The organism is Nesterenkonia suensis, assembly GCF_054782935.1.
This window is the reverse complement of the sequence record NZ_BAAGRN010000009.1, coordinates 224,549-248,307: the sequence shown is the minus strand read 5'-3', so window position 1 is coordinate 248,307 and position 23,759 is coordinate 224,549. Positions and strand designations below refer to the sequence as shown.

Below are 23,759 nucleotides of genomic sequence, written 5' to 3'. Positions count from 1 at the left end.
GTCCTCGGAGATGCTGGTGTGCGCCAGGACACCAGTCCATCATGTCACGGTCAGGTCACGTCCGGCAGTCGTCGAGGTCACTCCTCGCCGATGGAGCAGGTCAGGAGTCGTCCAGGACGATGCCGGTGCCGCCGGCGCGCAGCAGCATATGCGGCTGCACCTCCCCGAAGCCACGCACAATGCGAGGCGGCTGCGGCACGAGGAGGTAGTCGTCGTCAGGTTCCAGCGACCGGGCGGTGACGGAGTCCACCAGGATGGTCCCAGGGTCCGCCAGCGCCGTGAGCCGCGCCGCCAGGTTCACCGTGGGGCCGTAGATGTCGCCCATCCGGGACAGCACCCGGCCCCAGACCACCGAGACGCGGGCCTGCGGCAGGACGTCGTCGGCGGCGATGCTCTCCGCCAGGGCCAGGGCGATCTCCGCACCCGCCTCCGGGGTCTCCGCGTTAAACAGCACCTCGTCTCCGACCGTCTTGACCAGCCGTCCGCCGCCGATGGAGATGATCTCCGCACAGGTGGACTCGAAGCGCTGCACGGTCTGGGCCAATGTGCGCTCGTTCATCGTGCGCGACAGCGAGGTGTAGGAGACCAGATCCGCGAACCCGACCGCACGGGCCAGCGGCAGCGGGGAGTCGTCCTCGGAGCCGTCCCGGCCCCGCGCCGTGGCGGCCAGCCCCGACTCCACCCGCACGGTGAGCCGCTGCAGGGCGGCCGTGAGCTGGCGACGCCAGGCGTAGCCCATCAGCTTCTGGATCGGAGCGATGAGCTCAGGGAGGGTCTCCACCACCTGGCTTCGGGCCTGGGCGTCGGAGAGCTGCTGGTTGGCGATCTTGTCCTCCACCAGCGCCTCGATCTGCCAGACCACCATGCGGTCGGTCATCTGCCCGACCGACCTGGTCAGCGAGATCGCGGTCTCCTCGTTGAGATGCCCGTCGCGGACCAGGCCGATCATGGTGGCGAGCGCCTCGACGTCGTTATGCGTGAAGGCCTTGACGTCGTCATCCAGGTTGGGGAAGCCCATGGCGCGCCACAGCTTGCGGGCCGCATGGGTGGAGACCCCGAGCTCTCGGGCCATCTCCCGGTAGGTGAGCGTCCGCTCGGCCCCGAGGAGACGGTGCTCCAGCTCACGGATGGTGCGGTGCCAGTCCTGCTGCGCCACGGTGGGGATCGGTATGGCCGCAGTCTCCGGGGCGCGGTCCCACGGCGGGGCTCCGGCGGCGCCGTCGTCGTCCTGGCCACCACCGGCGGCGCGGCCCGCAGGCCGCCCGGTCGCCTCGTCCCCCGGATCATGGGGAGTCCGGGCCACGGGAGCCCCAGTGAGCCCGTCCACGGCCGCATCGCCCTGATCCCCTGCACCGTGATCCCCTGCACCGTGATCCCCTGCACCGTGATCGCCCTCGTGCTCATCGGTCCCTCGATCCGTGCCCGGGCCCTGCGGGGACGCCACGTCGGTGGGGACCGCCACCGAGGGCCGGGGCAGGGTGATCTCGCCCGTATGGAGCCGAGGAGTCGTCGTCGGCCGCGGCGAGGGGAAGTCGGACCAGTCGGACCGCGCGGCGGCGAGCTCCTCGGCGGTGTAGCCCGCGGCGCCCTCGCCGGTGCCTCCGCTCGAATCCGGTGCGGTCCTGCCGCGCTGTTCCTCCACCATGCCTCTATACCGTCCGTCCTGCCGAATGACCGAAGTGCTCCGTCCCGTGCGGGGGCTGCGTCCCAGGCTGCGTCCCAGGCTGCTGGGCATGCTGTCGGGCCACTGCGTGCCGGTAGGCCGCCAGTTCTTCGGCCATGACCGCGTGGAGATGCTCGACGTCGGGCATGTCCTCGAGCACTGTGCGCTGCTGCTGCCCATAGGCCCCGTGGAGGAGCACCAGATTCCCGGCCCCGTGCATCGTTTGCAGGCGCGACTGCTTGAGCTGGACCTCCGACATCAGCCCCAGCGGGACCACGACCGGATCGGGCGCGCCGAACAGGTTCTTCTGCACCACGCGGAGGGTCGTCAGGTAAGTGCGCCGCACCGCCCATCGCAGCAGCGGACGGACCGTGCCGAGCACCAGCCACAGACCGCCGAAGACCCAGATGAGAAAGACGCCGACATGGCTGTAGTAACGCACGAACTCCGGCTGGGAACCACGGGAGACATACCCCAGCAGGAAGCTCATCACCGCCACGGCCAGCATGAAGTTCAGCAGGGCAGGCAGCAGGGCCCGGTGGTGGGCACGCGTCCGCACGACGACCTGTTCGCCGTCCACGAGCTTCAGCTTCATCGTGAGCCCTCGCCCTCCGCTCTGGTCAGGTCAGACGCCGGCCATCCGGGTTCGGCCGGGCCCTGGGCCAGTCTACCTGCGGGGTTCAGCCCTCGGTTCTGCGCAGGTGGACCACGTCTCCGGCGGAGAAGCCACGCCGGCGTTCCGCCGCGGGGCCCGGCACCGGAGTCCACCGCTCCTGGGCCCCCGTTCGGCGATCGGTGACCTCCACCAGCAGGGAGCCGTCCTCCTCGAGTCCGACGGCCGTGCCACGTTCCGCACCCCCGGCGGGGAGCTCCACGCGGACCTGCTGGCCGAGGGTGTCCATGGACTCCCGGACGCGGCGCGCCAGCCCGCTGCCCAGGATGGGGCGCCCCGAGGCGGCCACCTGCTCCAGCTCGGCGAGGTTCTCCGCGAGCCGGCGCAGCAGGGAGATCAGGACCTCCGTGCGCAGGTCAGCACTCACCCGGGCGCGCAGGTCAGCGCCGCCGTCGGCCCCACGGAGCCGATCCAGCTCGAGCATCACCGAGGTCGACGCCGGGGTGGGCAGGTCCTCGCGGGTCAGCAGCACGTTGACCCCCACACCGAGCACCACGGTCACTCCCCCGCCGGCCTCGGCAGGAATCGGCGCCAGCACGGAGAGGATTCCGGAGATCTTCCGACCCTCGACGTGGACATCGTTGGGCCATTTCAGGCGGGCGGGGATCCTGAGCTCTGTGCGCAGCGTCTCCACCAGGCTGAACCCGGCCACCAGGGAGATCCAGGGCAGTTGGCGGGTGGGGTCGGCACCGTCGCGACCGGGGCGCAGCACCACTGAGGTGGACAGCGAGGTCCGCGGCGGGGAGCTCCACCCGCGTCCCAGCCGTCCGGTGGCGCCGGTCTGCTCCTCAGCGGTGAGCACCGAGAGATGGGGCCAGGCCTCGGTGAATCCGGGTTCGCCGGCCGCGCGGGTGAGCTGCAGATTGGTGGAGTCCACCGACTCGACCACCCGCAGCTCCGCATACGGACCGGCGGTGACGAGCTCCTCACGCAGCCGCGCGGCGTCCAGGGGGCCCGCCGTCGTCGGGCTCTCTGCGGCCCCCCGAGCAGGGTCCTGTCTGGCGTCGTCTTCCATCCCGCTCCTCCCGATGATCCTTCCGATGATCCTTCCGGCGCGCCTGGCGGCGACGATCCTCGGACGACTCTCCCCGCGGGCAGCTCCCTACAGGAAGATGTCCGGGATCAGCTCGTGCCCGTGCTCCACAGCGTAGCCGGAGAGGTCCTCCACCCCGGCGGCGGCGAGGGTCTGCTCATCGGTGAGGAACTCGCCGGTGCGGCGCCCGGCCGCCCCGGACAGCAGCGCCAGGGCGGCATGGGCGACGACGGCGGGGATGCGCGCTCCGCGGACCATCTCCTCTCCGCCGGGCATGGCCCGGATGGCGGCGGTGTCGATGAGGGTGGCCGGCCACAGCGAGTTCACGTCCACCCCATCCTCGGCGAGCTCCTGGGAGATCCCCAGCGTCGTCATCGACATCCCGTACTTGGCCATCGTGTAGCCCAGGTGTCGGCCGAACCACTGCGGGTCCAGACGTCCGTCGGCGTCGGTCAGCGGCGGCGACAGCGTCAGGATCTGCGCGTGGCGGCCCTCCGCGGCGGCCTGACGGAGATGCGGCATGGCGGTCTTGGTGAGGTGGAAGGTGCCGCGGACGTTGATGTCATGCATCAGGTCATAGCGCTTCATGTCCAGCGCCTCAGTGGTGGAGAGGTCGATGGCCGAGGCGTTGTTGATGATGATGTCGAGGCCGCCGAACTCGGCCACGGTGGTCTCCACGGCGCGGACGACGTCGGCGTCCTGACGGAGGTCTCCGACGATCGCCAGCCCTCGGCCGCCGGCGGCCTCGACGTCGGCCACGGCGGTGTGCACGGTGCCGGCCAGTCTGGGGTGCGGGGTGTCGGTCTTGGCGAGCATGGCGATCTGGGCGCCGCGGCCAGCCAGAGCCACCGCGATGGCGTGGCCGATGCCTCGGCTGCCGCCGGAGATCAGCACGCGGGCGCCGTCGAGGTCTCGGCCCCCCAGAATCTCGGCGGGGAGCTCGGCGGAGGCAGGTGCGGTCGGTGATGCTGCTGACTCATTCATGCCTAGATTCTACCCATGAGTAACACCTTCATGTCATCTGCGTCACATCCACATCCGCCCCCGGGGACACCCTTGTAGGGTTCCTACAGCCGTCCGCCGTGCTCAGCGGGCTAGACTGACCGCTGGATTGTAGAGTTCCTGAAGGATCCGGCGGCGACCCCGACGGCACATCACCCTGTGCTCCCCGTGGCGCCGCCGACCGCCCGACCGCCGGAGAAAAGGGTTCCCCACCGACGATGAGCACCTCGCCCCGCACAGACACCACTGCCGGCAAGCTGGCCGAGTTCCGACGCCGTCGGGACCTCACCCACGCCCCCGCCGGCGAGGCGGCCGTGGAGAAGCAGCACGCCCGCGGCAAGCACACCGCCCGCGAGCGCATCGAGATGCTGCTCGACCCCGACTCCTTCGTGGAGCTCGACGCCCTGGCGGTGCACCGCTCCACGTCCTTCGGCATGGAGAAGAAGAAGCTGCTCGGCGACGGCGTGGTCTCCGGCTACGGCACCATCGACGGACGTCTGGTGGCCATCTTCGCTCAGGACTTCACCGTGTTCGGCGGATCGCTCTCCGCGGTCAACGGGGAGAAGATCGTCAAGGTCCAGGAGTTCGCCGCCCGCAACGGCTGCCCGGTGATCGGGATCAACGACGGCGGCGGCGCCCGCATCCAGGAGGGTGTGGCCTCCCTGGCCATGTTCGCCGACATCTTCCGGAACAACGTCCACTCCTCCGGCGTGGTCCCGCAGATCACGCTCATCATGGGACCCTCCGCCGGCGGGGCCGCCTACTCCCCGGCGCTGACCGACTTCGTGATCATGGTGGACAAGTCCTCGCACATGTTCATCACCGGTCCCGACGTCATCAAGTCCGTCACCGGCGAGGACGTCGACATGGAGACCCTCGGCGGGGCCCGCCAGCACAACACCACCACCGGCACCGCCTCGTATCTGGCCTCCGACGAGGAGGACGCCCTCGAGTTCGTCAAGGAGCTGCTGGAGTTCCTGCCGCTGAACAACCTCGCCGAGGCCCCCGTGGAGCCGGCCGAGGAGCGGGCCAAGATCGAGGCCGAGGACGAAGCGCTGAACACGCTGATCCCGGACTCGGCCAACCAGCCCTATGACATGCGCGCCGTGATCGAGCAGATCCTCGATGACGGCCACTTCCTGGAGCTGCAGGCGCTCTACGCCCCCAACATCACCATCGGCCTGGGCCGGGTGGAGGGCCGCAGCGTCGGGGTGGTCGCCAACCAGCCCACACAGTTCGCCGGAACCCTGGACATCGCAGCCAGCGAGAAGGCCGCCCGATTCGTGAGATTCTGCGACGCCTTCAACATCCCGATCCTCACCCTGGTGGACGTGCCCGGCTTCCTGCCCGGCACCGATCAGGAGTTCAACGGGATCATCCGGCGCGGCGCGAAGCTGCTCTACGCCTATGCCGAGGCCACGGTGCCCAAGATCACCGTCATCACGCGCAAGGCCTTCGGCGGCGCCTACATCGTGATGGGCTCCAAGAAGCTGGGGGCCGACGTCAACCTGGCCTGGCCCACGGCACAGATCGGGGTGATGGGCGCCCAGGGTGCGGTGAACATCCTGCACCGCCGGGAGCTGGCCGCCGTGGAGAAGGAGGGCGGCGACATCGAGGCTCGCCGGAGCGAGCTCGTCGACGACTACGAGTCTGAGCTGCTCAACCCCTACCAGTCCGCGGAGCTGGGCTACATCGACGCCGTCATCGAGCCGGCCGAGACCCGCTGGCAGGTCACCAAGGCCCTGCGCGCGACCTTCCACAAGCGGGAGGCGCTGCCCGCCAAGAAGCATGGGAACATCCCGCTGTGAGCCGGCACGGATCACAGGGATCCCCGCAGAGGGCACCACTGGCGTCGACGTCAAGGACGGAGGACTGAGGATGGTCAGCACCGCAGAGGAGTCCGCCGAGGAGCGGCCCGTCCTGCAGGTCTCCGGCACGCCGTTGAGCTCCGAGGAGCTCGCCGCCGTCGCGGCGGTCATCGGACGCCTGGCCACTGCTGAGCCGGTGGCCGACGACGGCGTCGGCGGCACCGGCCCGCGCGACCGCACCCTGCAGCGCCGCCGCCACCTGGGCCTGTGGGGCCGTCCCGGCCGGGACTCCTGGCAGCACGCGGCAGGACTGCGGTGAGGCCCTGATGAGCTCACACCGCACCGCCGCACCGCGACTGATCCTCGCCTCCGCCTCCGCCAGCCGCCGGCAGATCCTCGCCGAAGCGGGCATCGACTTCGAGGTGGTGGTCTCCGACGTCGACGAGCCCGCCGTCGTCGCCTCGGCCGTGGCGGCGCTCGGCCCGCTCTCCCCCGCCGAGGAGGCCCTGCTGCTCGCCCGGGCGAAGGCCGAGGACGTGGCCTCCCGACGACAGGGCCGAGGCGCCCTGGTGCTGGGATGCGATTCGGTCTTCGAACTGGACGGGGTCTCCTACGGCAAGCCCTATGAGGTCGACGTCGCCGTGGCGCGCTGGCGGCAGATGCGTGGCCGCACCGGCGCGCTCCACACCGGTCACTGGCTGGTGGATGCGAGCACCGCCACCCGGACCACGACCTCCAGCTGGCTCGGCCAGCGACCCGGCGAGGAGGGGGAGCTGCAGGCCACCGGGGAGACGGTCTCCACCGCAATCCGCTTCGGGCACCCCACCGATGAGCAGATCCGTGCCTATGCCGAGTCCGGGGAGCCGCTGACCTGTGCCGGGGCCTTCACCCTGGAGGGCAGGGCCGCAGAGTTCATCGAGCAGGTCGACGGCGACCGAGAGTCCGTCATCGGCGTCTCCCCGGCCGCGCTGGAGCGCCTGCAGGACAGACTGCGGCGCCGCGACGCCCCGGACCCCAGATCCACCGGACGAGGATGACGGCATCCCACCCTCGACCACGGCATGGCACCCGACAGATGCCAGCAGCAGCCAGCACCGGCCAGCAGAAGACGTTGTCGCAGCGTCCCGACCGAGAACCAGGAGCGCAGAAGAGACCATGACCGAGTTCAGCAAGGTGCTGATCGCCAACCGCGGTGAGATCGCGGTGCGCGTGATCCGTGCGGCCCGTGACGAGGGGCTGTCGACCGTCGCCGTCTACGCCGACCCGGACCGCGACGCCGTCCACGTCACCATGGCCGATGAGGCCTACTCCCTCGGCGGAGCCACCGCCGCGGACAGCTACCTGGTGGTGGAGAAGATCCTCGAGGCCGCCCGCGCCACCGGCGCCGACGCCGTCCACCCCGGCTATGGGTTCCTCTCCGAGAACGCCGACTTCGCCCGCGCCGTCCGGCTCGCCGGACTGACCTGGATCGGCCCCTCTCCGGAGGCGATCGAGACCCTCGGCGACAAGGTCTCCGCCCGGCAGCTGGCCGAGAAGGTCGGCGCCCCGCTGGCCCCCGGCACCAAGCAGCCGGTCAAGGACGCCAAAGAGGTCATCAGGTTCGCCGACAAGCAGGGCCTGCCGATCGCGATCAAGGCCGCCCACGGTGGCGGCGGACGCGGGATCAAGGTGGTCCGCGAGCACGACGAGATCACCGAGCTCTACGAGTCCGCGGTCCGCGAGGCGACCGCCGCCTTCGGTCGGGGCGAGTGCTTCATCGAGCGCTACCTGGACGCCCCGCGACACGTGGAGACCCAGTGCCTCGCCGATGGGCACGGCACCGTGGTCGTGGTCTCGACCCGCGACTGCTCCCTGCAGCGCCGCAACCAGAAACTCGTCGAGGAGGCTCCTGCGCCGTTCCTGAGCCGCCAGCAGAACCGGCAGCTCTACCGGGCGTCCAAGGCGATCCTCCGCGAGGCCGGCTACACCGGCGCCGGGACCTGCGAGTTCCTGGTGGGCCGCGACGGCACCATCAGCTTCCTGGAGGTCAACACCCGCCTGCAGGTGGAGCACCCGGTCTCCGAAGAGGTCACCGGCATCGACCTGGTCCGGGAGCAGTTCCGGATCGCCCGCGGCGAGCGGCTGGGCTATGACGACCCGGAGGTCCGCGGCCACAGCATCGAGTTCCGCATCAACGGCGAGGACGCCGGACGCAACTTCATGCCCGCACCCGGCAAGCTCGAACGTTTCGACCTCCCCACCGGGCCGGGCGTTCGGGTGGACTCCGGCGTCCGCGCCGGAGAGTCGATCTCGGGGGCCTTCGACTCCATGATCGCCAAGCTGATCGTCACCGGCGCCACTCGTGCTCAGGCCGTGCAGCGGGCACGCCGGGCGCTGGCCGAGATGACCGTCGAGGGCATGCCCACGGTGATCCCCTTCCATCGGCAGGTCCTGGAGGACCCGGCCTTCGTCCCGGAGCTCGTCACGCCCCCGGAGGGCGGACACGGACCCCGCAAGGCGCCGACGGCGTTCTCTGTGCACACCCGCTGGATCGAGACCGAGTTCGACAACACCATCGCGCCGTTCAACCCGCTCTCCGCCCATCCGGATCCGGACCATGCCGAAGAGCGCGCTTCGGTGGTCATGGAGGTCAACGGCAAACGGGTGACCGTGGGACTGCCGGCGTCGCTGGCCGCCGGGAAGCTCGCCGCCCAGGCCGGGAAGAAGCGGCGCCGCAAGTCGCGCAGCACCGCAGCCACCGGCGCCTCCGGGGACCAGCTGGCCTCTCCCATGCAGGGCACCATCGTGAAGGTCCATGCCAAGAACGGGGACAAGGTCGCCGAGGGCGACCTGATCCTGGTGCTCGAGGCGATGAAGATGGAGCAGCCGCTGACCGCCCACAAGGCCGGCAAGGTCAAGGGCTTGAAGGCCGAGGCGGGCGTCGCAGTGAGTGCCGGAGAGGTCCTCGCGAGCATCGAAGGGTAGAAACCTTCCTGCCTCCTTCACCGGTGGCCCCGGAGGGACCCTCGCCATACGTCGCGTCAGCATACGTATTCTGGCGATCCTTCCGAGGCCACCGTCGTGTCTGGAGCGAGGTCTCCGCATGGAGAAGGGAGACACCCCGTACCGGCACGCGGGCGCCGCGTTACCGCGAGACTCACTGTCACACGCCCCGCGACATCGAGGAGTCCCGTCTCCCCTCCGCAGAAGACCCTGCCCAGACCTAGAACCGGCCCGGCAGACATGTCGTCGGCACCCGCCGTTCTTTCGCAACACGCCCTCAGCAGTCCGCACCAGCTCTGCACCCCGGCAGCAGATCATCTGAGCGGCACTCACCGGTCAGGCGATCGAGCCCCGGGGATCTCCCTCTGCGTCTCCCGGCGACCCTCATCTCCCCGTTGCAGATCTTGGTCGACCATGACACGAGCTCCACCCTGTTCACGTCGATCGCCATCCCCAGTTCCCCTATGTGGCGGGACCTCTTGGACCCATCGGTTTCGGCGATCTCGCCATCGGCATGGACTTCAACATGACGCCTTGGATCCCAAGTACCGCGCCGCAGACTCCCCACGTCAATGGACTGCACCACCAGAATCACCGACTGTCCTCTTCCTGCGGCTCATCGCGATCCTGTCCATCGCGGCCCCCGCCCCCGTGACCGACTTCCTCGCCGACCGGTTCGACCACCCCCATGCTGATCGGGGCTCTGCCGTCATCAAGACCTTCGGTCCGGTGTCCGCAGCGCTCTCGGAACTGTTTCTCACCACCACCCGCCGCACCGGCACCGGCACCGGCACCGGCGCCGGCACCGAATGAGCTGAGCAGGGCGGGCTCGCGGGACGGCAGATGCCTCCACAGTTCGGACCCTCATCACGCGAAATCGCGTGTCATCGGGGCCCGAACCACGGAGGCATCGTCGTGAATCGTCATTCGTGCTCGGACGACGACGGCGGCTCACGTCACGTGCCGAGCTGCGCCGCCTCAGCAGCCCTGCGTGTGATCTCCGTCCAGTCTTCTGCGGCGACCGCAGCCTGCGGCGTCAGCCAGCTGCCCCCCACGCAGGCGACGTTCGGAAGGCGGAGATAGTCCTCCGCGTTGCCCAGGCCGATACCGCCGGTGGGGCAGAACGTCACATCGGGGATGGGCCCGGCGACCGCCTGGAGGAAAGGGACGCCCCCGGCGGCCTCTGCCGGAAAGAACTTGAGCTCGGTCAGTCCCCTGTCCAGGGCATCCATCACCTGGCCGAGAGTGGAGACTCCAGGAAGACAGGGAACGCCGGAGCCCGGGATCCAGTCCAGGAGACTCCGAGAGAGCCCCGGGGTGACGAGGAACTCCGCCCCGGCCGCCAGCGCATCGTCGGCCTGCTGCGGGTTCAGGACCGTGCCGGCCCCGACCAGCATGGACGGCACCTCCGCCGCGATGCGGCGCAGCGCCTCGAGCCCCTGAGCCGTGCGCAGGGTGACCTCGATGATCGGCACGCCGCCGTCCACCAGCGCCTGCGCCACCGGAACTGCCGCATCGGCGTCGTCGATCGTCACCACGGGGATCACCGGCGACGCCGCCAAAACCTCTCGAGTGTTCTCACCCATCAGCGTTGTTCCTCTCTTCTGTTCTGCGCATGATCTCGGATCTGAGCGCCTCGTCACCTTCGGCCAGGACTTCCAGCCATGCGACGACGGCACACAGCAGGTGGTCCCGCTGCGGCAGGTCTTGGAGAAGGCCCGCGGTGCGGAGGACCGCTGACACCGCGGTGGCAGCGCTCTCGGCCGCCAGCCCCCGACGCCGCATCTGTTCAGCGAGGGGGTCTGTGACGTCCCCAGCGCTTCCGTGGAGCACATGCTGGATCCAGGCGGCCACCGCCAATGACGACCACTGCGGCGTCAGGCCGCCGTCCAGGCATCGAGTGATGGTCTCCCCCAGACGCGGCCCGATCTTCAGAGACCCGTCGGAGCCGACTTTGGCCGTGGTGTGGCCCAGCGCCTCGTTCGCGAATCGATGCAGCACCTCGTCGCCGTAGGCCTCTCCGTCCACGCCCGTCGGGAGCTCCAGGGTGGGCAGGACCTCCTCCCGGTGCAGCTGACGGCAGGCCTCGGCGAACGGCTCATCCCGCACGGCATCGTTGATCGTGGTGAGGCCGGCGCTCAGTCCCACATAGGCCAGCAGAGTATGGCCGGCGTTGAGCATCCGCAGCTTGGTGTCCTCCCACTGCCTCACCTCATCGCTGAAGGTCGCGCCGGCGAGCTCCCATGCGGGTCTTCCTCCGGGGAAGTCGTCCTCCAAGACCCACTGGGTGAAGGGCTCGGCGGGCACGGCTCCCTCATCTGTGAAGCCGAGGGCCCGCGCCGCCTGTTCCTGTGTCTCCGCCGTCGGCCGCGGCACCATGCGATCCACCATCGTGTTCGGAAAGCTCACCGACCCCTGGACCCAGGCCAGGAGCTCCTCGGCCCCGTTCTCCGGCAGGGCCCGGGTGTAGGACTCCACGGCCTCGCGGGTCAGCTCGCCGTTCCCGGGAAGGTTGTCACAGGACACCACAGCCAGCGGACCGGCATCGCGTCGGTGGCGCAGCTGCAGGCCCCGGGCGATCTGCCCGACGGCAGTCCGAGGTGCGCGCCCCGCCAAGTCTGCCTGGATCTCGGGGTCGGCACGATCGATGCCCTGTCCCCCGGCATCCAGGCGGTAGCCCTTCTCCGTGATCGTCAGGCTCACGATCCGCGTGGACGGATCGGCGATCAGGGCGACCACCGCATCGGGCTCCTCCGGTCCAGAGAGCACCTCGTCGACGCAGGTGATCAGCTGAACGCCGCCAGCACCGGGGCCGACATCGACCACGCTGTAGAGCCCGTCCTGCGGGTTCAGCTGCTCAGCGACGGCGTTGGACCGCTGGGTGACTCCGACGATCCGCCAGTGCTGACTGGGGTCGTCCTGCGCGCGCAGGCCGGCCAGCTCGGTGTACACCGCCGTGTGCGCACGGGCGAAGGCTCCGAATCCGAGATGGACGATCCTCAGCGCCTGGGACTCCCGGGCCCTGACGGAGTCGGATTCGAGGGGCCGGAGACCTGCCTTCCGGGCGGCGGAACGTGTGAGCCGCGGCCTCATGAGGTTCCTTCCTCAGTGATCGACGCCGTGCGGAGGTGCTCCCGCGTCTGAGCGGCCGTGGGCACGAATCCTGTCCCGCCTCGGCCTCCGACCACCAGAGAAGCGGCCGCCGCACCCCAGCGGACGGCGTCGGGGAGGGGATCCCCCAGGACGGCACGCGCGGTGGTGGCCCCCAGGAACGCATCGCCGGCGCCCGTCTGGTCGATGACGTGGGGAGCGGGGACCGACGGGACCCACCGTGTCTCTCCGTCATGCTGCAGATGAATTCCGTCAGCACCACAGGTGACTGCGACGTTGCTCGCTCCCATCGCGGTCAGAGCGGTCGCCGCCTCGTCGGGAGACCCGGCGTCGAGCAGACGTGAGGTCTCTTCCGGAGAGGAGGGGGTGACCAGCCAGCTGAGCGGGGCAAGCCTCAGGAGCCTACGGCGAGCGTCCTCCAGACTGCTCAGCCGAGGCCGGTGGTTCGGATCATAGACGAAACGACGAGCGGACTCGGCCGCGACGACGACCGCCTGGGCCGCGGACTCGGAGAGGGCCCCTGTGATGCCGCTGGCGATCACCGCCCCGGCATCCCGCAGGACGTCCGGATCGAGGTCCTCGGGAGCCAGCGTCGAACCGACGCTGTGTGAGCGGGCGTAGGAGAACTCTCTGTTCCCCTCAGGGTCGCTGTGGACGAAGTAGACCCCCTGCGGCCCGGGTCTCTGGAGCAGCAGCTCTGTCGATATGCCGAGACCATCGATCCTGCGCCGCGCGGCGTGCCCGAGCTCATCCTCACCGAGGGCCGAGATGAGCCCGACTCGGGCGCCGGCTGCCGCCGCGGCGGCAGCCACATTCAGCGCGTCGCCGGAGATCCCGAGGCGTGCTTCCACGCCGTCATCGAACGCCGCCTCCGTGGCCACCTCCACCAGCACCTCGCCGAGGACGACGACGTCGAAGTGTTCCCGGCCTCTGGTCGAAGCTTCTGTCATGTCGTTCACCAGTCGTGCACCGTCCCATCCAGACGACGATTGATCGGCAGATACTTGGGGGCATAGGGGTACCGAGCCGCGGCCTCCTCGTCGAAGGAGACGCCGATGCCCGGTGTGTCACCGGGGTGAGCGAATCCGTCGGATATCGAGTACGAGACGGAGAAGACCTCATCGGCCGGGGACCGGTGCCCCATGTACTCCTGAACCCCGAAGTTGGGGATGCTCATGTCGACGTGCAATGCGGCCGCGAAGGAAGCCGGTGAGAGATCCCCTGCGCCGTGCGAGCCGGACCTGACCCCGTAGAGATCGGCCAGGGAGAAGATCCTGCGCAGATGGGTGATGCCCCCGGCGTGGGAGACGGAGGCGCGGATGTAGTCGATGAGTCGCTCAGTGATCAGCTGCTGGCAGTCCCAGATGGAGTTGAAGACCTCCCCCACGGCCAACGGCGTCGTCGTGTGCTGCCGGATGGTGCGGAAGGCACTCTGGTCCTCCGCCGGAGTGGGATCCTCGATCCAGAACATCCTGTAGGGCTCCAGGGCCTGGCCGAGGCGTGCGGCCTCGATGGGGCTCAGCCGGTGATGGACGTCATGGAGCAGGTGGGTGCCGTATCCGAATTCCTTGCGGACGGAGGCCACCATCTGCGGCGCGAAGTCCAGGTAGGGGGCGGTGTCCCAGCGGTCCTCCTGAGGGCGGCTTCCGCTCGCCGGTTCGTAGACCTGTCCGTCCGGTCCGGGGATGCCGTAGGTCTTCTCGAGCCCGGGGATCGCCGACTGGACACGAATCGCTTTGAACCCCTGGTCCAGGTGTGCCTGGAAGTCCTCGTGCAGGCCGTCAAGGGTCTCGCCGCTGGCGTGGGTGTAGACCATGACCCCGTCTCGTGCAGCCCCGCCGAGGAGCTGATAGACCGGCATGTCGGCGGCTTTGCCCTTGATGTCCCACAGGGCCACGTCGACGGCCGCGATCGCCGTCATCGTCACCGGACCTCGACGCCAATAGGCGCCGCGGTACAGGTACTGCCAGACGTCCTCGATGCGGCGGGCGTCGCGACCGATCAGCAGTGGGCATACGTGGTCCTCCAAATAGGAGGCGACCGCGAGCTCCCGGCCGTTGAGCGTGGCATCACCGATGCCCACCAGACCGCCCTCCGTCTCAATGATCAATGTCACGTAGTTCCGCCCAGGTGAACTGACCACCACCCTGGCATCGTCGATTCTCATCTTGGGTCTCCTCCCCGGGTGCGCATCTGTCGAACTGCGCCCATCACTTGCATGTCAGCACTTGTATACCAGCTTCGTCAAGAGCTCACCCCCCCCTCGTGCAGCGAGGGCATCAGCCGTCCGCAGACTCCCACACGTAGGTCGGGCGTCGAACCGGGCGAGAAGCGGCATCTCCGACGAAAAGCTCCGGCGATCGATTCCGGATCTTCTCAATGTCGTCGAATACGACCCGCAGGTGCGCCGAGAGGAGGTTCTCCGCGTCGGCGACTCGCCCAGAGACCACGGCCTCGAAGATCGACCGATGATCCTCGACGAAGGCACTCACCCTCGGAACCTCCTGGATTCCGAGCATGCGGGCGCGATCCAGATGGCCCTTCGCACTCACGACCGTCGACCAGGAGCTCTCATGCCCAGCCAACCCCATGAGCCCCCGGTGGAACTCCTCATCCAGCTCGAAGAACCGACGGACGTCCTCGCCTGCGGCGACCTGCTGTTCGAGGTTCTCTTCCAATCCCCGAACCAGCCCTGCGTCCAAGGGAGCGGACAGCGTGCGGAGAGAGGCGAGTTCGACCGCCTCGCGGAGGAACTGAGCCTCCGCCACTCGCTTCGGATCCACACGAGAGACGAACGTACCGATCTTCGGGAAGACCTCGACGAGACTCTCCTCGAGCAGCAGCAGCAGCGCCTCGCGGATGGGCGTACGGGACACGCCGAGTGAACGAGCGAGCTCATTTTCGGAGATCGCTCCCCCGGGCTGCAGATCCAGACTGATGATCCGTTCGCGAATGCCGCGATACACCTTGTGTCGCTCCGAGCGACCGGATCCCTGCTTAGGCATTGCCACAGTGTATGACCCTCCGACTCCTCGCCATCTCTCAAGACGCCCTTGACATATTGGTAGTGTACGTCACATCATTCTTGCATACTAGCTCTGGAATACAAGTAGCCGGGTCCTGTGCGCAGGAGATCTCGACCCAGCTCAGCACCCCCCTTTTCTTCGCAACTCAGATGCCCCTGGCGAGAGGAGCCACGTGAAAGCAGCAGCCGTCCACGGAGCCCACGACCTTCGACTCGAAGAGCGACCCCGACCCCGACCCGCTGCCAACGACGTCCTGGTCGCCGTCGAATGGGGAGGCATCTGCGGGTCCGATATCTCCTACGTCGCGCACGGCGCATCAGGCACCGCGACTCTGAAGCAACCGTTGATCCTGGGCCATGAGGTCGCAGGGCGCGTCATCGAAGTCGGTGCCGATGCTCCCGAGTCCCTGCTGGGCCAGAACGTTGCTGTGTACCCCGCTTCTCTCCCGGAAGGTGCGAGCATCGACGCCTCAGAGTCCGACCGTATGAACCGTCACCCGGAAGTCCGGTACCTCGGCTCCGCCGCCCAGATTCCGCACAATGACGGCGGCTTCTGCCAGCTTCTGCGAGTCCGGAGCGATCAGGCGATCCCGCTCCCGCCGTCCGTCGACACCCAACGCGGAGCCCTGGCCGAACCGCTCGCCGTGGCGCTCCATGCCATTCATCGTGCCCGCAGCGTCGCCGCCTCGTCCGTCGACGACGCCGACGTCATCGTCAACGGCTGCGGGCCCATCGGCCTGCTCATCATCGGCGCGCTCTCTCGAAGAGCTGCGGGGAAGGTCATCGCAGCAGACATCGCACCGTCTAGTCTCGCCATCGCATCCCAGATGGGCGCAGACGAGATCATCGATGTCAGTCGCGAGCGCATCGCCCATCACGCACCGATCGTCTTCGAGTCCTCCGGGTCGCCCAGGGCCCTCGAGGGTGCACTCGCGGCGACGACTCCAGGCGGCACGCTGGTCCAGGTCGGCAATCTTCCGAAGACACCTGCACCTTCAGTGCTCGGGGACCTGATCACGCGTGAGATCACATGGATCGGGTCGTTCCGCTTCCACGATGAGATGCATGAGGCTATCAGCCTCCTGAAGGACGGTCTGGACGTCGATCCCCTGATCACCCACCAGTTCGACCTCTCCGACGTCCATCACGCATTCGACGTGGCCATGGACCCCACCGTCCCCTCCAGCAAAGTCATGCTGCGCCTCCGATGACAAGCCCAGCCTCGACCTCAGGAACTCCTATGAAGAAGACAGCGTCCGCCACGACTGCACTGGCACTCATCCTGCCCCTCGCCTCCTGCGCCGGAGCAGGCGACGACGGGACCACGACTCTCACGCTCGCCAACGTGTGGGACGTCGATCATCCGATGTCACAAGCCATCGAAGACGTGTTCGTGGAGGAGGTGGAACGCAGGACGGATGGGCTCATACAGGTGGACACCTTCCACGGCGGCACTCTCGGCAGCGAGGACGAGCTGTGGGACAGCGTGCGCAACGGATCCATCGACTCTGCCGTGATCGGATCGGGCATGAACCAGGAATACCCCACCATGCTGATCTCCGACTGGCCGTTTCTCTATCGAGACCTGGAGCACGCTCAGACCGTCTGGACGGACTCCCCGGTGGCTCTCCAGCTGGCAGAGGACTTCCATGACCACTTCTCATCGACATACGTCCTGGCCTGGGGGCCGAACAGCGCCCGAACGTTCTCGTCCAACCGACCCCTCCAGTCGGTCGAGGACTTCGCCGGCCAACGATTCCGCATGCCAGGGAATCCGATTCACCTGGGTATCGCTGAGTCCCTCGGGGCGAATCCGCAGATCATTCCGCTGGGCGATCTCTTCACTGCCCTCGAGACCGGCGTCGTGGACGGCCAGGACAACGGCATGGTCACGCTGATCGGAGAGGCACTCTACGAGGTACAGGACTACGTCTACGAGACGAACCACATCACCGCCGTGCTGCCGTTCGTCACCAACGCCCGCTTCCTGGACGATCTGCCCGCCGAGCATCGGGAGATCGTCCAGGAGGCCGCCATCGAGACCGCAGATGTCGCCTGGCAGAACTATCTCGACGGAATCGAGGATGAACGTGACTTTCTCGAGGATCACGGGGTGACGGTCACCGAGCTATCAGATGCCGACCGCGACCAGATGATCGACATGCTCGACGCCCTCTACGAGAACCTCTACGCCGAACACGAGTGGGCTGAGGATCTCGTGGACTCTATCGAAGAGGTGCAGTGAATTCATGAACTCCACACATGCGATCGAACGCTTCATGCAGAAGCTCTTCCGTGCGATCGAACTGCTCATGGTGGTCTTCCTCGTCGCCATGGTCGTATTCGTCTTCCTGAATATGGCGCTGCGATACCTCTTCGACTCGGGCTTGGTCTGGTCGGAAGAGATCGCGCGGCTCTGCTTCATCTACCTCGTGTACCTCGGCGCCGTCGGGGCATTCCGCGAGAACCGGCACCTCGGGATGCATGTCCTGCTGGAGCGGGTTCCGCGGCCTGCCCAGAAGGTCCTCTACACGATCGTTCAGCTCATCATCGTCTGGGTCATGGCCCTCCTGGTGATCGGCAGCTGGGATCTCGTGGTCCAGAGCATGGGGGATCGCTGGGTGGCCACGCAGTATCCCCGACCGCTCATCTACGCCATCGGCCTGGTGACAGGTCTGGCGATCGCGCTGATGGCGCTCATGAACATCCTCCGGCTGTTCGTCTTCAAGATGAGCGTCGAGGAGCTTCTGGCCATCCCCGATGACGACACGGACCTGCTTCGGCAGGCAGCGAACTAGAAGAAGGAGTCTTCATGCCTGCTCTGGCCCAGATGTTCGGGTATCTCTTCGGTGCGATCGCCATCGGCGTCCCCATCGCGTTCGCTCTGCTGTTCTGCGCGATGGTCACCGGAATGCACATGGGGAGCGCCGCCGACTCACAGGTCATGGCCGCCCAACTGATGCGCGGCACAGATTCGATCGCCATGATGGCGTTGCCGTTCTTCATCCTGACCGGCGAACTCATGAATCGCGGCGGGCTCACCCACCGCATCATTGACCTGTGCAAGGCGACCGTCGGCCGCTTCCGCGGTGGACTCGGTTTCGTCACCATCATTGCCTGCCTGCTCTTCGGCAGCCTCGTAGGGTCCGCCGTCGCGAGCACCGCTGCGCTGGGAGCGATCCTCATCCCGATGATGGCGAAGGCGGGCTATGACCGTGCGCGAGCGACGGCGCTCACAGCCAGTGCCAACCTCGTCACTCCGGTCATGCCCCCGTCAGTTCCGCTCATCGTCTACGGAGCGACTGCCGGGGTGTCCATCCAATCGCTGTTCCTGGGAGGGCTCGCACCTGCCCTGTACCTCACGCTGACGATGTGTGCGGTCTGGTTCGTCGTCTCCCGGACGAAGGAGAATGTGCAGGAAGCTCCGACCGAGCGTGGGTCGTTCGCAGAGCTCTCCAAGCTGGCACTGGGCGCGTTCTGGGCCCTCCTGCTCCCCGTCATCATCCTGGTCGGTCTCCGCGGCGGGGTGTTCACCGCGACTGAAGCAGGAGTCGTAGCCGTCGTCTACGCCCTGTTCGTCGGCGGCTTCATCTACCGTCAGCTGTCTGTTCGCACCCTCTTCGAGGCCCTGCGCTCCACGGCCAAGATGTCAGCCGTCGTCATGTTCCTCGCAGCGGCCGCCCAGGTGCTGGCCTACTACATGACGATCTCAGGACTCCCGGACATCATCACGGACACCTTCGGCGATCTCGCCGACAGCCCGACCCTGCTGGTCATCTGCTTGCTGCTCTTCATCATCCTCATCGGCACAGTGCTCGACGTGATTCCGACGATCCTCATCGTCACGCCGATCGTGGTGCCGCTGTTGGAGGCCGCTGACGTGGATCTGGTCTACTTCGGCATCATCTTCACACTCGCCAACGTCATCGGACTCATCACGCCGCCGGTCGGCCCCGCGCTGAACGTGGCGTGCGCGGTCGGAAAGGTCAAGATCGATCAGGTGATCAAGCCTGCGCTACCGTACCTGCTGGCACAGACGGCCCTTGTCCTCGTGATGGCGATATTCCCTCAGCTCATCCTGACACCCTTGGACTGGCTGAGTCCCTGACACACCCGATAGATCCACGGTGTGGGCCCTTGTGGCGCGAGATCTCGCATCACAAGGCCCCACACTGCGGTGCCTCGTCGGCTGTGGCAGAGACCCCGCACCCTCAGTAGTACACGGCCAGCGGACCGTTCGGCCCCGCGATGACCTGCACCTCGGTGTTGAACACTCGGGTCAGGACGTCGTCGCGCATGATCTCGGCCGGAGTGCCGTGCTCCACCACCTGGCCGTTCTTCATGGCGAGGATCCGGTCGGAGTAGTGGGCGGCGAAGTTGATGTCGTGCAGCACGATCACGACAGTGCGACCCAGCTCGTCAGCGGCGCGACGCAGCTGCTTCATCATCGCCACCGCATGCTGCATGTCCAGGTTGTTCAGCGGCTCGTCCAGCAGCACGTAGTCCGTGTTCTGTGCCAGCACCATCGCCACGTAGGCGCGTTGCCGCTGCCCGCCGGAGAGCTGATCGAGGTATCGGTTCTCCAGGTCGGTGAGGTCCAGGAAGTCGATGGCCTCGGAGATGTACTTCTCGTCTCCGAGAGTGAGTCGACCCTGGGAGTGGGGGAAGCGCCCGAAGCTGACCAGCTGACGCACGGTGAGTCGGGTGACGAAGTGGTTCTCCTGGCGCAGGATCGAGATGATCTTTGCGATCGCCTTCGAAGCGGTGTTGACGACGTCGTGACCGGCCACCTCGATGCGCCCGGAGTCCAGGCTCAGCAGCCGGCCGATCATGGTCAGGATGGTGGACTTACCCGCTCCGTTGGGGCCCACCAGCGCCGTCACGCCACCGGAGGCGATCTCGACGCTGACAGGCCCGATCGACACTGTGGAGGAGTAGTCCTTGCTGACGTCGGTCAGGGAGATCACAGGCGTCCCTTTCGCAGGAGGAAGAATAGGAAGACGAGTCCGCCGACCAGCTCCACGATGACGGTCACCGCTCCCCCGGCGTCCCAGACGTGACGCAGCACGAAGTAGCTGGCCGCGAGGATCGCGTAGCCGAAGAGGAATCCCATCGGGAACAGCATCCGGTGCGAGTAGGTGTCGCCGAACTGGTACGCCAGCGCCGCAGTGAGGAAGCCCAGGAACACCATCGGCCCGACCAGGGCCGTGGCCAGGGACACCATCACCGAGACCAGCAGCAGGATCGCGATGACCTGCCGCTTGTGGTTCAGCCCCAGGTTGGTGGCGTGCTCCCGGCCCAGGGCGATGACGTTGAGCTTCGGTGCCCAGATCCACAGCACCACGGCGACGGCGAGCGCGATGGGAATCGCATAGGGCAGGTACTCGGCCCGGGCGTTGGAGATGTTGCCGAAGAGCCGGGCGGTGAGCACGTCGAACTCGGAGGGCGTGAGCATCCGCTGCATGAAGGTGGACAGCGAACCGAGAGTACCGCCGAGCACCACACCGACCAGCAACATGATGTGGATGTTGGAGAACTTCCCGGAGAGCAGCCAGGTGTACAGCGCAGTGGCCAGCAGCATCATCACCACCATCTGCAGGAAGAACTGTGGGACGCCGACCAGCATGGTCACCCCGGCGATCCCGAAGAGATAGACGACTCCGGTCTGGATCGCAGTGTAGAGCGACCCGAACCCCATGATGCCGGGGGTGATGATCCGGTTGTTGACCGCAGTCTGGAAGGCGATCGTGGACATCGCGTGGCACAGCGCGACGACGGCGATGGTCAGCACCGAGTCCCGCCGCATGCCGACGATGAGCCACCAACCGTCACTGCCGAGAGGCACCGGATTGCCATAGAGGAGGATCCCAGCGGTTGCGCCCAGGGAGACCACGACCAGCAGAATCATCACCAGCACATAGGTGCGCCGGTGCCGACGGTCGGTGATCGCCCCGGAGTGCCGTGGCGGGGTCGGTCGGGTGGTGGAGGTGGTGGTCGACTCGTGAGCGGACTTGAACATCAGGTGACCAGCCCTCCCTTACGACGCTGCCGCAGCAGCAGCCCGATGAAGACGACGCCGCCGACGAGGCCGAGCACCATCGACACCGGGATCTCGAACGGTGCGATGATCAGCCGACCGATCAGGTCGCACGCGGTGACGGTGGAGATCCCCACCAGGCAGACCCACGGCAGGTTGCTGCGCAGGTCGTCCCCGCGGAACAGCGCCACGATGTTGGGCACCACCAGGCCCAGGAACGGCAGGGTCCCCACCACTGTGGCGGTGACCCCGGTCGCGACGGCGACCATCGCGGTGCCCATGAACAGCACCAGGGTGTAGTTCAGCCCGACGTTGGTGGCCATGTCCTTGCCGAGACCGGCGGCGGTGAATTGGTCAGCGACCAGAAAGACGAACACGGTCACCCCCAGCACGATCCACATCAGTTCGTAGCGTCCCTGGATGACTCCGGTGAAGGATCCCTGGAACCAGATGCCCAGCGCCTGCAGAGTGTCGGTCATCAGCGCCAGGTAGGTGGTGAAGGAGCTGACCACCGCACCGAGCATGATCCCGATGATGGGCACGATGAGGCTGGACTTCAATGAGACTCGGCGCAGGAACAGGAAGAAGACCATGGTACCGAGGAAGGCCATGGCCACTGCGGCGCTCATCCGTGCGACCAGGGAGGCGGTCGGCGCCAGCCACATGACCAGGATGAGCCCGAGTCCGGCCCATTCAGTGGTGCCGGTGGTGGTGGGCTCGACGAAGCGGTTCTGGGTCAGCAGCTGCATGATGACTCCGCACATGGCCATCGAGGCCCCGGCGAGCACGAGCGCGATGGTCCGCGGGATGCGGGTGATGCCGAACATCCAGAAGTTGCCCTCGGAGAAGACGTCGAACTGTCCCACCAGCAAGGAGGCGATGAGCAGCCCGAGGGTGACGACGACAGCGAGCAGGAACGCCGGGGTCACCAGCGGGCGACGGCGGGCGCGTTCCTCATCGACGAGGATGTCGCGGCTGGTGTGAGCGATGTCCTGCCGCAGCGTGGTGGTCATGGTCGAGTCCAGATCGATCGGGTGCTGGGGTCGGGGGGGGCTGGCCGCCGCGGGTCAGGTGGGCCCCGCCGGCCGGCGGACCGGCGGGGCCCACCCGGTTCAGCGGCCGGTGCCCTCCGCGGGACAGGTCACTCGGCGTTCTCCAGGGCGTCGGCGAAGTCCTCGAGGAACTCGGTGTAGGCCTGGATGTCCTCGGTGAGGTACATGTTCTGCGGCATGTAGACGATCTGTTCGTCCTGGACGGCGGTGACCTCCTGCAGCGCCGGAGAGTCGGCGATCAGCTCGCCGGCGGGGGTGTACTCGGGGTCATCAGGGGCCATGCCGTCGCGATCAAGGACGATGATCCAGTCGGGGTTCGATTGGGCGATGGCCTCCACGGAGATGTCGTCACCCTCGTGGTCGCTGGACTGGTCATCGACCTCAAGAGCGGGGACGAGGTCGAACTCCTGGAAGATCGGAGCGACTCCGCGGCCCTGGTGCGGACCGGCGTAGTTGATGTCTCCGCCGGAGGTCAGCAGGCCCATCACAGTGGAGTCGCCGTCGTAGGCGGCCGCCACCCGGTCCATGGCGTCCTGCAGGGCGTCGATGAGCGCGTCGGCCTCGTCCTCGGACTGGAAGACCTGGCCGAGTGCCGAAGTCTTCTCGATGAGTCCGGCGAAGAAGGTCTCCGGGTCCTCTGTGGACTGGTCGAACTCGAGGATCACACTGTCCTCGGGCAGCAGGGCGGCGATGTCGTCGTAGTACTGCTGGTAGCGCTGGCCGTTGATGACCAGGTCCGGCTCCGCGGCGACGATGAGCTCCAGGTCGGGCTCGCGGTGGATGCCGGTGTCGAGGATGTCCTCGTCGTCGGCGTAGGAAGTGATCCCGTCGCCCATCAGGGAGCGGGCCGCGACGCTCAGCTCGACGTCGAAGTCATCCAGGGTGCGGAAGCTGCGGTTGTCGAAGGCGCCGACGGAATCGACGGCGTCCAGGTCGATCTCGTGGGTGCCGTGGTCATCTTCGATGGTGATGACGGTCGCCTCAGAGCCGACCTGGGTCTCAGCGTCGCCGGAGGAGTCGGCGTCGGCCTCGGAGCAGGCAGTCAGGGCCAGGGCGCCCACAGCGAACACGGAGAGGCAGAAGGAAGCCCGACGGCCACCGGTGGCAGCACGGGTGGCGGGACGGGCGGTGTCAGCAGCGGTCATGGGGGCCTTCCTCAAGGTCACGGGCCGGCGCCAGGTGCGGGGGCGGTCGGCGGAGATGGAGTGTGCGATGAGCTCGGATGCGACGCGGCCGAGCGGACCAGGTCCTGCGAAAGGGGTCACACCCACCTTCACTGAAGAACTTAGCCCACCCTAAGCAAATAAGAACTTATCTGCTTGGCTAATGCGCTGCAAGTCGGTGACCCCCGCATGACGGAGCTCCGCCGCCCT

Annotated in this window: 22 protein-coding genes; 9 read left to right on the top strand and 13 right to left on the bottom strand. The window is 67.4% G+C overall.

The genetic code is table 11. The features are described from left to right. Nucleotides 1-100: 100 nt before the first annotated feature. The 4 genes from ACYVKI_RS09780 to ACYVKI_RS09765 form a co-directional block, all read right to left on the bottom strand. Entirely contained in the window at nt 101-1,645 is a 1,545-nt protein-coding gene (locus ACYVKI_RS09780) for an adenylate/guanylate cyclase domain-containing protein (RefSeq protein WP_460690158.1), read from the bottom strand. A gap of 4 nt (nt 1,646-1,649) precedes the next feature. Then, nucleotides 1,650-2,258: a hypothetical protein gene (locus ACYVKI_RS09775; RefSeq protein WP_460690157.1), complete on the bottom strand. Its 609-nt coding sequence runs from the start codon at nt 2,256-2,258 to the stop codon at nt 1,650-1,652. Nucleotides 2,259-2,343: 85 nt separating this feature from the next. Then, nucleotides 2,344-3,351 carry a biotin--[acetyl-CoA-carboxylase] ligase gene (locus tag ACYVKI_RS09770; protein ID WP_460690156.1) on the bottom strand — a complete coding sequence of 336 codons (1,008 nt, stop codon included), beginning with the start codon at nt 3,349-3,351 and terminating at the stop codon, nt 2,344-2,346. Nucleotides 3,352-3,438: 87 nt separating this feature from the next. Then, a complete protein-coding gene (locus ACYVKI_RS09765; RefSeq protein WP_460690155.1) occupies nt 3,439-4,353 on the bottom strand; it encodes an SDR family oxidoreductase in 915 nt (304 codons plus the stop codon). Between the two features lie 236 nt (nt 4,354-4,589). Between ACYVKI_RS09765 and ACYVKI_RS09760 the strand changes: the two genes are divergently transcribed. From ACYVKI_RS09760 to ACYVKI_RS09740, 5 genes are all read left to right on the top strand, one after another. After that, the gene (locus tag ACYVKI_RS09760; protein ID WP_460690154.1) at nt 4,590-6,179 is read left to right on the top strand and encodes an acyl-CoA carboxylase subunit beta; all 1,590 of its coding nucleotides are present in this window, start codon (nt 4,590-4,592) and stop codon (nt 6,177-6,179) included. Nucleotides 6,180-6,249: 70 nt separating this feature from the next. Next, complete coding sequence (locus ACYVKI_RS09755) at nt 6,250-6,498, top strand: hypothetical protein (protein WP_460690153.1); 249 nt, start codon at nt 6,250-6,252, stop codon at nt 6,496-6,498. A gap of 7 nt (nt 6,499-6,505) precedes the next feature. Further along, entirely contained in the window at nt 6,506-7,216 is a 711-nt protein-coding gene (locus ACYVKI_RS09750; RefSeq protein ID WP_460690152.1) for a Maf family protein, read from the top strand. Between the two features lie 118 nt (nt 7,217-7,334). Next, the gene (locus ACYVKI_RS09745; RefSeq protein WP_460690151.1) at nt 7,335-9,143 is read left to right on the top strand and encodes an acetyl/propionyl/methylcrotonyl-CoA carboxylase subunit alpha; all 1,809 of its coding nucleotides are present in this window, start codon (nt 7,335-7,337) and stop codon (nt 9,141-9,143) included. 552 nt (nt 9,144-9,695) lie between these two features. Continuing rightward, on the top strand, nt 9,696-9,974 hold the full coding sequence (locus ACYVKI_RS09740; protein ID WP_460690150.1) for a hypothetical protein: 279 nt from the start codon (nt 9,696-9,698) through the stop codon (nt 9,972-9,974). A gap of 143 nt (nt 9,975-10,117) precedes the next feature. Here ACYVKI_RS09740 and eda read toward each other — a convergent pair whose 3' ends face one another. From eda to ACYVKI_RS09715, 5 genes are all read right to left on the bottom strand, one after another. Next, nucleotides 10,118-10,747: a bifunctional 4-hydroxy-2-oxoglutarate aldolase/2-dehydro-3-deoxy-phosphogluconate aldolase gene (gene eda, locus ACYVKI_RS09735; protein WP_460690149.1), complete on the bottom strand. Its 630-nt coding sequence runs from the start codon at nt 10,745-10,747 to the stop codon at nt 10,118-10,120. Continuing rightward, nucleotides 10,740-12,254, bottom strand: coding sequence for a mannitol dehydrogenase family protein (locus ACYVKI_RS09730; protein WP_460690148.1), 1,515 nt, complete (start codon nt 12,252-12,254; stop codon nt 10,740-10,742). The genes eda and ACYVKI_RS09730 overlap by 8 nt, the downstream gene beginning before the upstream one ends. Then, nucleotides 12,251-13,222, bottom strand: a complete 972-nt coding sequence (locus ACYVKI_RS09725) for a PfkB family carbohydrate kinase (protein WP_460690147.1) — start codon at nt 13,220-13,222, stop codon at nt 12,251-12,253. Before ACYVKI_RS09725 ends, ACYVKI_RS09730 begins: the two co-directional genes overlap by 4 nt. Nucleotides 13,223-13,227: 5 nt before the next feature. Further along, entirely contained in the window at nt 13,228-14,439 is a 1,212-nt protein-coding gene (manD, locus tag ACYVKI_RS09720) for a D-mannonate dehydratase ManD (protein WP_460690146.1), read from the bottom strand. Between the two features lie 112 nt (nt 14,440-14,551). Beyond that, nucleotides 14,552-15,277 (bottom strand): GntR family transcriptional regulator, encoded by a 726-nt coding sequence (locus ACYVKI_RS09715; protein ID WP_460690145.1) that lies wholly within the window; start codon nt 15,275-15,277, stop codon nt 14,552-14,554. 193 nt (nt 15,278-15,470) lie between these two features. Here ACYVKI_RS09715 and ACYVKI_RS09710 point away from each other — a divergent pair, with 193 nt between their 5' ends. The 4 genes from ACYVKI_RS09710 to ACYVKI_RS09695 are packed head-to-tail and all read left to right on the top strand — an operon-like array spanning nt 15,471 to nt 19,405. Then, nucleotides 15,471-16,508, top strand: a complete 1,038-nt coding sequence (locus tag ACYVKI_RS09710) for an L-idonate 5-dehydrogenase (RefSeq protein WP_460690144.1) — start codon at nt 15,471-15,473, stop codon at nt 16,506-16,508. 29 nt (nt 16,509-16,537) lie between these two features. Beyond that, nucleotides 16,538-17,542, top strand: coding sequence for a TRAP transporter substrate-binding protein (locus ACYVKI_RS09705; protein ID WP_460690143.1), 1,005 nt, complete (start codon nt 16,538-16,540; stop codon nt 17,540-17,542). Between the two features lie 4 nt (nt 17,543-17,546). Next, on the top strand, nt 17,547-18,095 hold the full coding sequence (locus ACYVKI_RS09700; protein WP_460690142.1) for a TRAP transporter small permease: 549 nt from the start codon (nt 17,547-17,549) through the stop codon (nt 18,093-18,095). 14 nt (nt 18,096-18,109) lie between these two features. Then, nucleotides 18,110-19,405 carry a TRAP transporter large permease gene (locus tag ACYVKI_RS09695; RefSeq protein ID WP_460690141.1) on the top strand — a complete coding sequence of 432 codons (1,296 nt, stop codon included), beginning with the start codon at nt 18,110-18,112 and terminating at the stop codon, nt 19,403-19,405. A 103-nt stretch (nt 19,406-19,508) separates the two neighbouring features. Here the strand turns inward: ACYVKI_RS09695 and ACYVKI_RS09690 are convergent, their stop codons facing one another. The 4 genes from ACYVKI_RS09690 to ACYVKI_RS09675 all read right to left on the bottom strand — a co-directional run bounded on the left by ACYVKI_RS09690 (nt 19,509) and on the right by ACYVKI_RS09675 (nt 23,531). Further along, on the bottom strand, nt 19,509-20,264 hold the full coding sequence (locus tag ACYVKI_RS09690) for an iron ABC transporter ATP-binding protein (RefSeq protein ID WP_460690140.1): 756 nt from the start codon (nt 20,262-20,264) through the stop codon (nt 19,509-19,511). Beyond that, entirely contained in the window at nt 20,261-21,316 is a 1,056-nt protein-coding gene (locus ACYVKI_RS09685) for an iron chelate uptake ABC transporter family permease subunit (RefSeq protein WP_460690139.1), read from the bottom strand. The genes ACYVKI_RS09690 and ACYVKI_RS09685 overlap by 4 nt, the downstream gene beginning before the upstream one ends. After that, a complete protein-coding gene (locus ACYVKI_RS09680; RefSeq protein ID WP_460690138.1) occupies nt 21,316-22,347 on the bottom strand; it encodes an ABC transporter permease in 1,032 nt (343 codons plus the stop codon). Before ACYVKI_RS09680 ends, ACYVKI_RS09685 begins: the two co-directional genes overlap by 1 nt. A gap of 128 nt (nt 22,348-22,475) precedes the next feature. Then, entirely contained in the window at nt 22,476-23,531 is a 1,056-nt protein-coding gene (locus ACYVKI_RS09675; RefSeq protein WP_460690137.1) for a siderophore ABC transporter substrate-binding protein, read from the bottom strand. Between the last annotated feature and the right edge of the window lie 228 nt (nt 23,532-23,759).

Bases quoted from the DNA above. Each gene is read 5' to 3' on its own strand.
- ACYVKI_RS09765 (WP_460690155.1), bottom strand. From the start codon at position 4,353: ATGAATGAGTCAGCAGCATCACCGACCGCACCTGCCTCCGCCGAGCTC.
- ACYVKI_RS09750 (WP_460690152.1), top strand. From the start codon at position 6,506: ATGAGCTCACACCGCACCGCCGCACCGCGACTGATCCTCGCCTCCGCC.
- ACYVKI_RS09675 (WP_460690137.1), bottom strand. From the start codon at position 23,531: ATGACCGCTGCTGACACCGCCCGTCCCGCCACCCGTGCTGCCACCGGT.
- ACYVKI_RS09715 (WP_460690145.1), bottom strand. From the start codon at position 15,277: ATGCCTAAGCAGGGATCCGGTCGCTCGGAGCGACACAAGGTGTATCGC.
- ACYVKI_RS09700 (WP_460690142.1), top strand. From the start codon at position 17,547: ATGAACTCCACACATGCGATCGAACGCTTCATGCAGAAGCTCTTCCGT.
- ACYVKI_RS09730 (WP_460690148.1), bottom strand. From the start codon at position 12,254: ATGAGGCCGCGGCTCACACGTTCCGCCGCCCGGAAGGCAGGTCTCCGG.
- manD (WP_460690146.1), bottom strand. From the start codon at position 14,439: ATGAGAATCGACGATGCCAGGGTGGTGGTCAGTTCACCTGGGCGGAAC.
- ACYVKI_RS09745 (WP_460690151.1), top strand. From the start codon at position 7,335: ATGACCGAGTTCAGCAAGGTGCTGATCGCCAACCGCGGTGAGATCGCG.
- ACYVKI_RS09725 (WP_460690147.1), bottom strand. From the start codon at position 13,222: ATGACAGAAGCTTCGACCAGAGGCCGGGAACACTTCGACGTCGTCGTC.
- ACYVKI_RS09685 (WP_460690139.1), bottom strand. From the start codon at position 21,316: ATGTTCAAGTCCGCTCACGAGTCGACCACCACCTCCACCACCCGACCG.
- eda (WP_460690149.1), bottom strand. From the start codon at position 10,747: ATGGGTGAGAACACTCGAGAGGTTTTGGCGGCGTCGCCGGTGATCCCC.
- ACYVKI_RS09775 (WP_460690157.1), bottom strand. From the start codon at position 2,258: ATGAAGCTGAAGCTCGTGGACGGCGAACAGGTCGTCGTGCGGACGCGT.
- ACYVKI_RS09705 (WP_460690143.1), top strand. From the start codon at position 16,538: ATGAAGAAGACAGCGTCCGCCACGACTGCACTGGCACTCATCCTGCCC.
- ACYVKI_RS09770 (WP_460690156.1), bottom strand. From the start codon at position 3,351: ATGGAAGACGACGCCAGACAGGACCCTGCTCGGGGGGCCGCAGAGAGC.
- ACYVKI_RS09760 (WP_460690154.1), top strand. From the start codon at position 4,590: ATGAGCACCTCGCCCCGCACAGACACCACTGCCGGCAAGCTGGCCGAG.
- ACYVKI_RS09695 (WP_460690141.1), top strand. From the start codon at position 18,110: ATGCCTGCTCTGGCCCAGATGTTCGGGTATCTCTTCGGTGCGATCGCC.
- ACYVKI_RS09680 (WP_460690138.1), bottom strand. From the start codon at position 22,347: ATGACCACCACGCTGCGGCAGGACATCGCTCACACCAGCCGCGACATC.
- ACYVKI_RS09780 (WP_460690158.1), bottom strand. From the start codon at position 1,645: ATGGTGGAGGAACAGCGCGGCAGGACCGCACCGGATTCGAGCGGAGGC.
- ACYVKI_RS09755 (WP_460690153.1), top strand. From the start codon at position 6,250: ATGGTCAGCACCGCAGAGGAGTCCGCCGAGGAGCGGCCCGTCCTGCAG.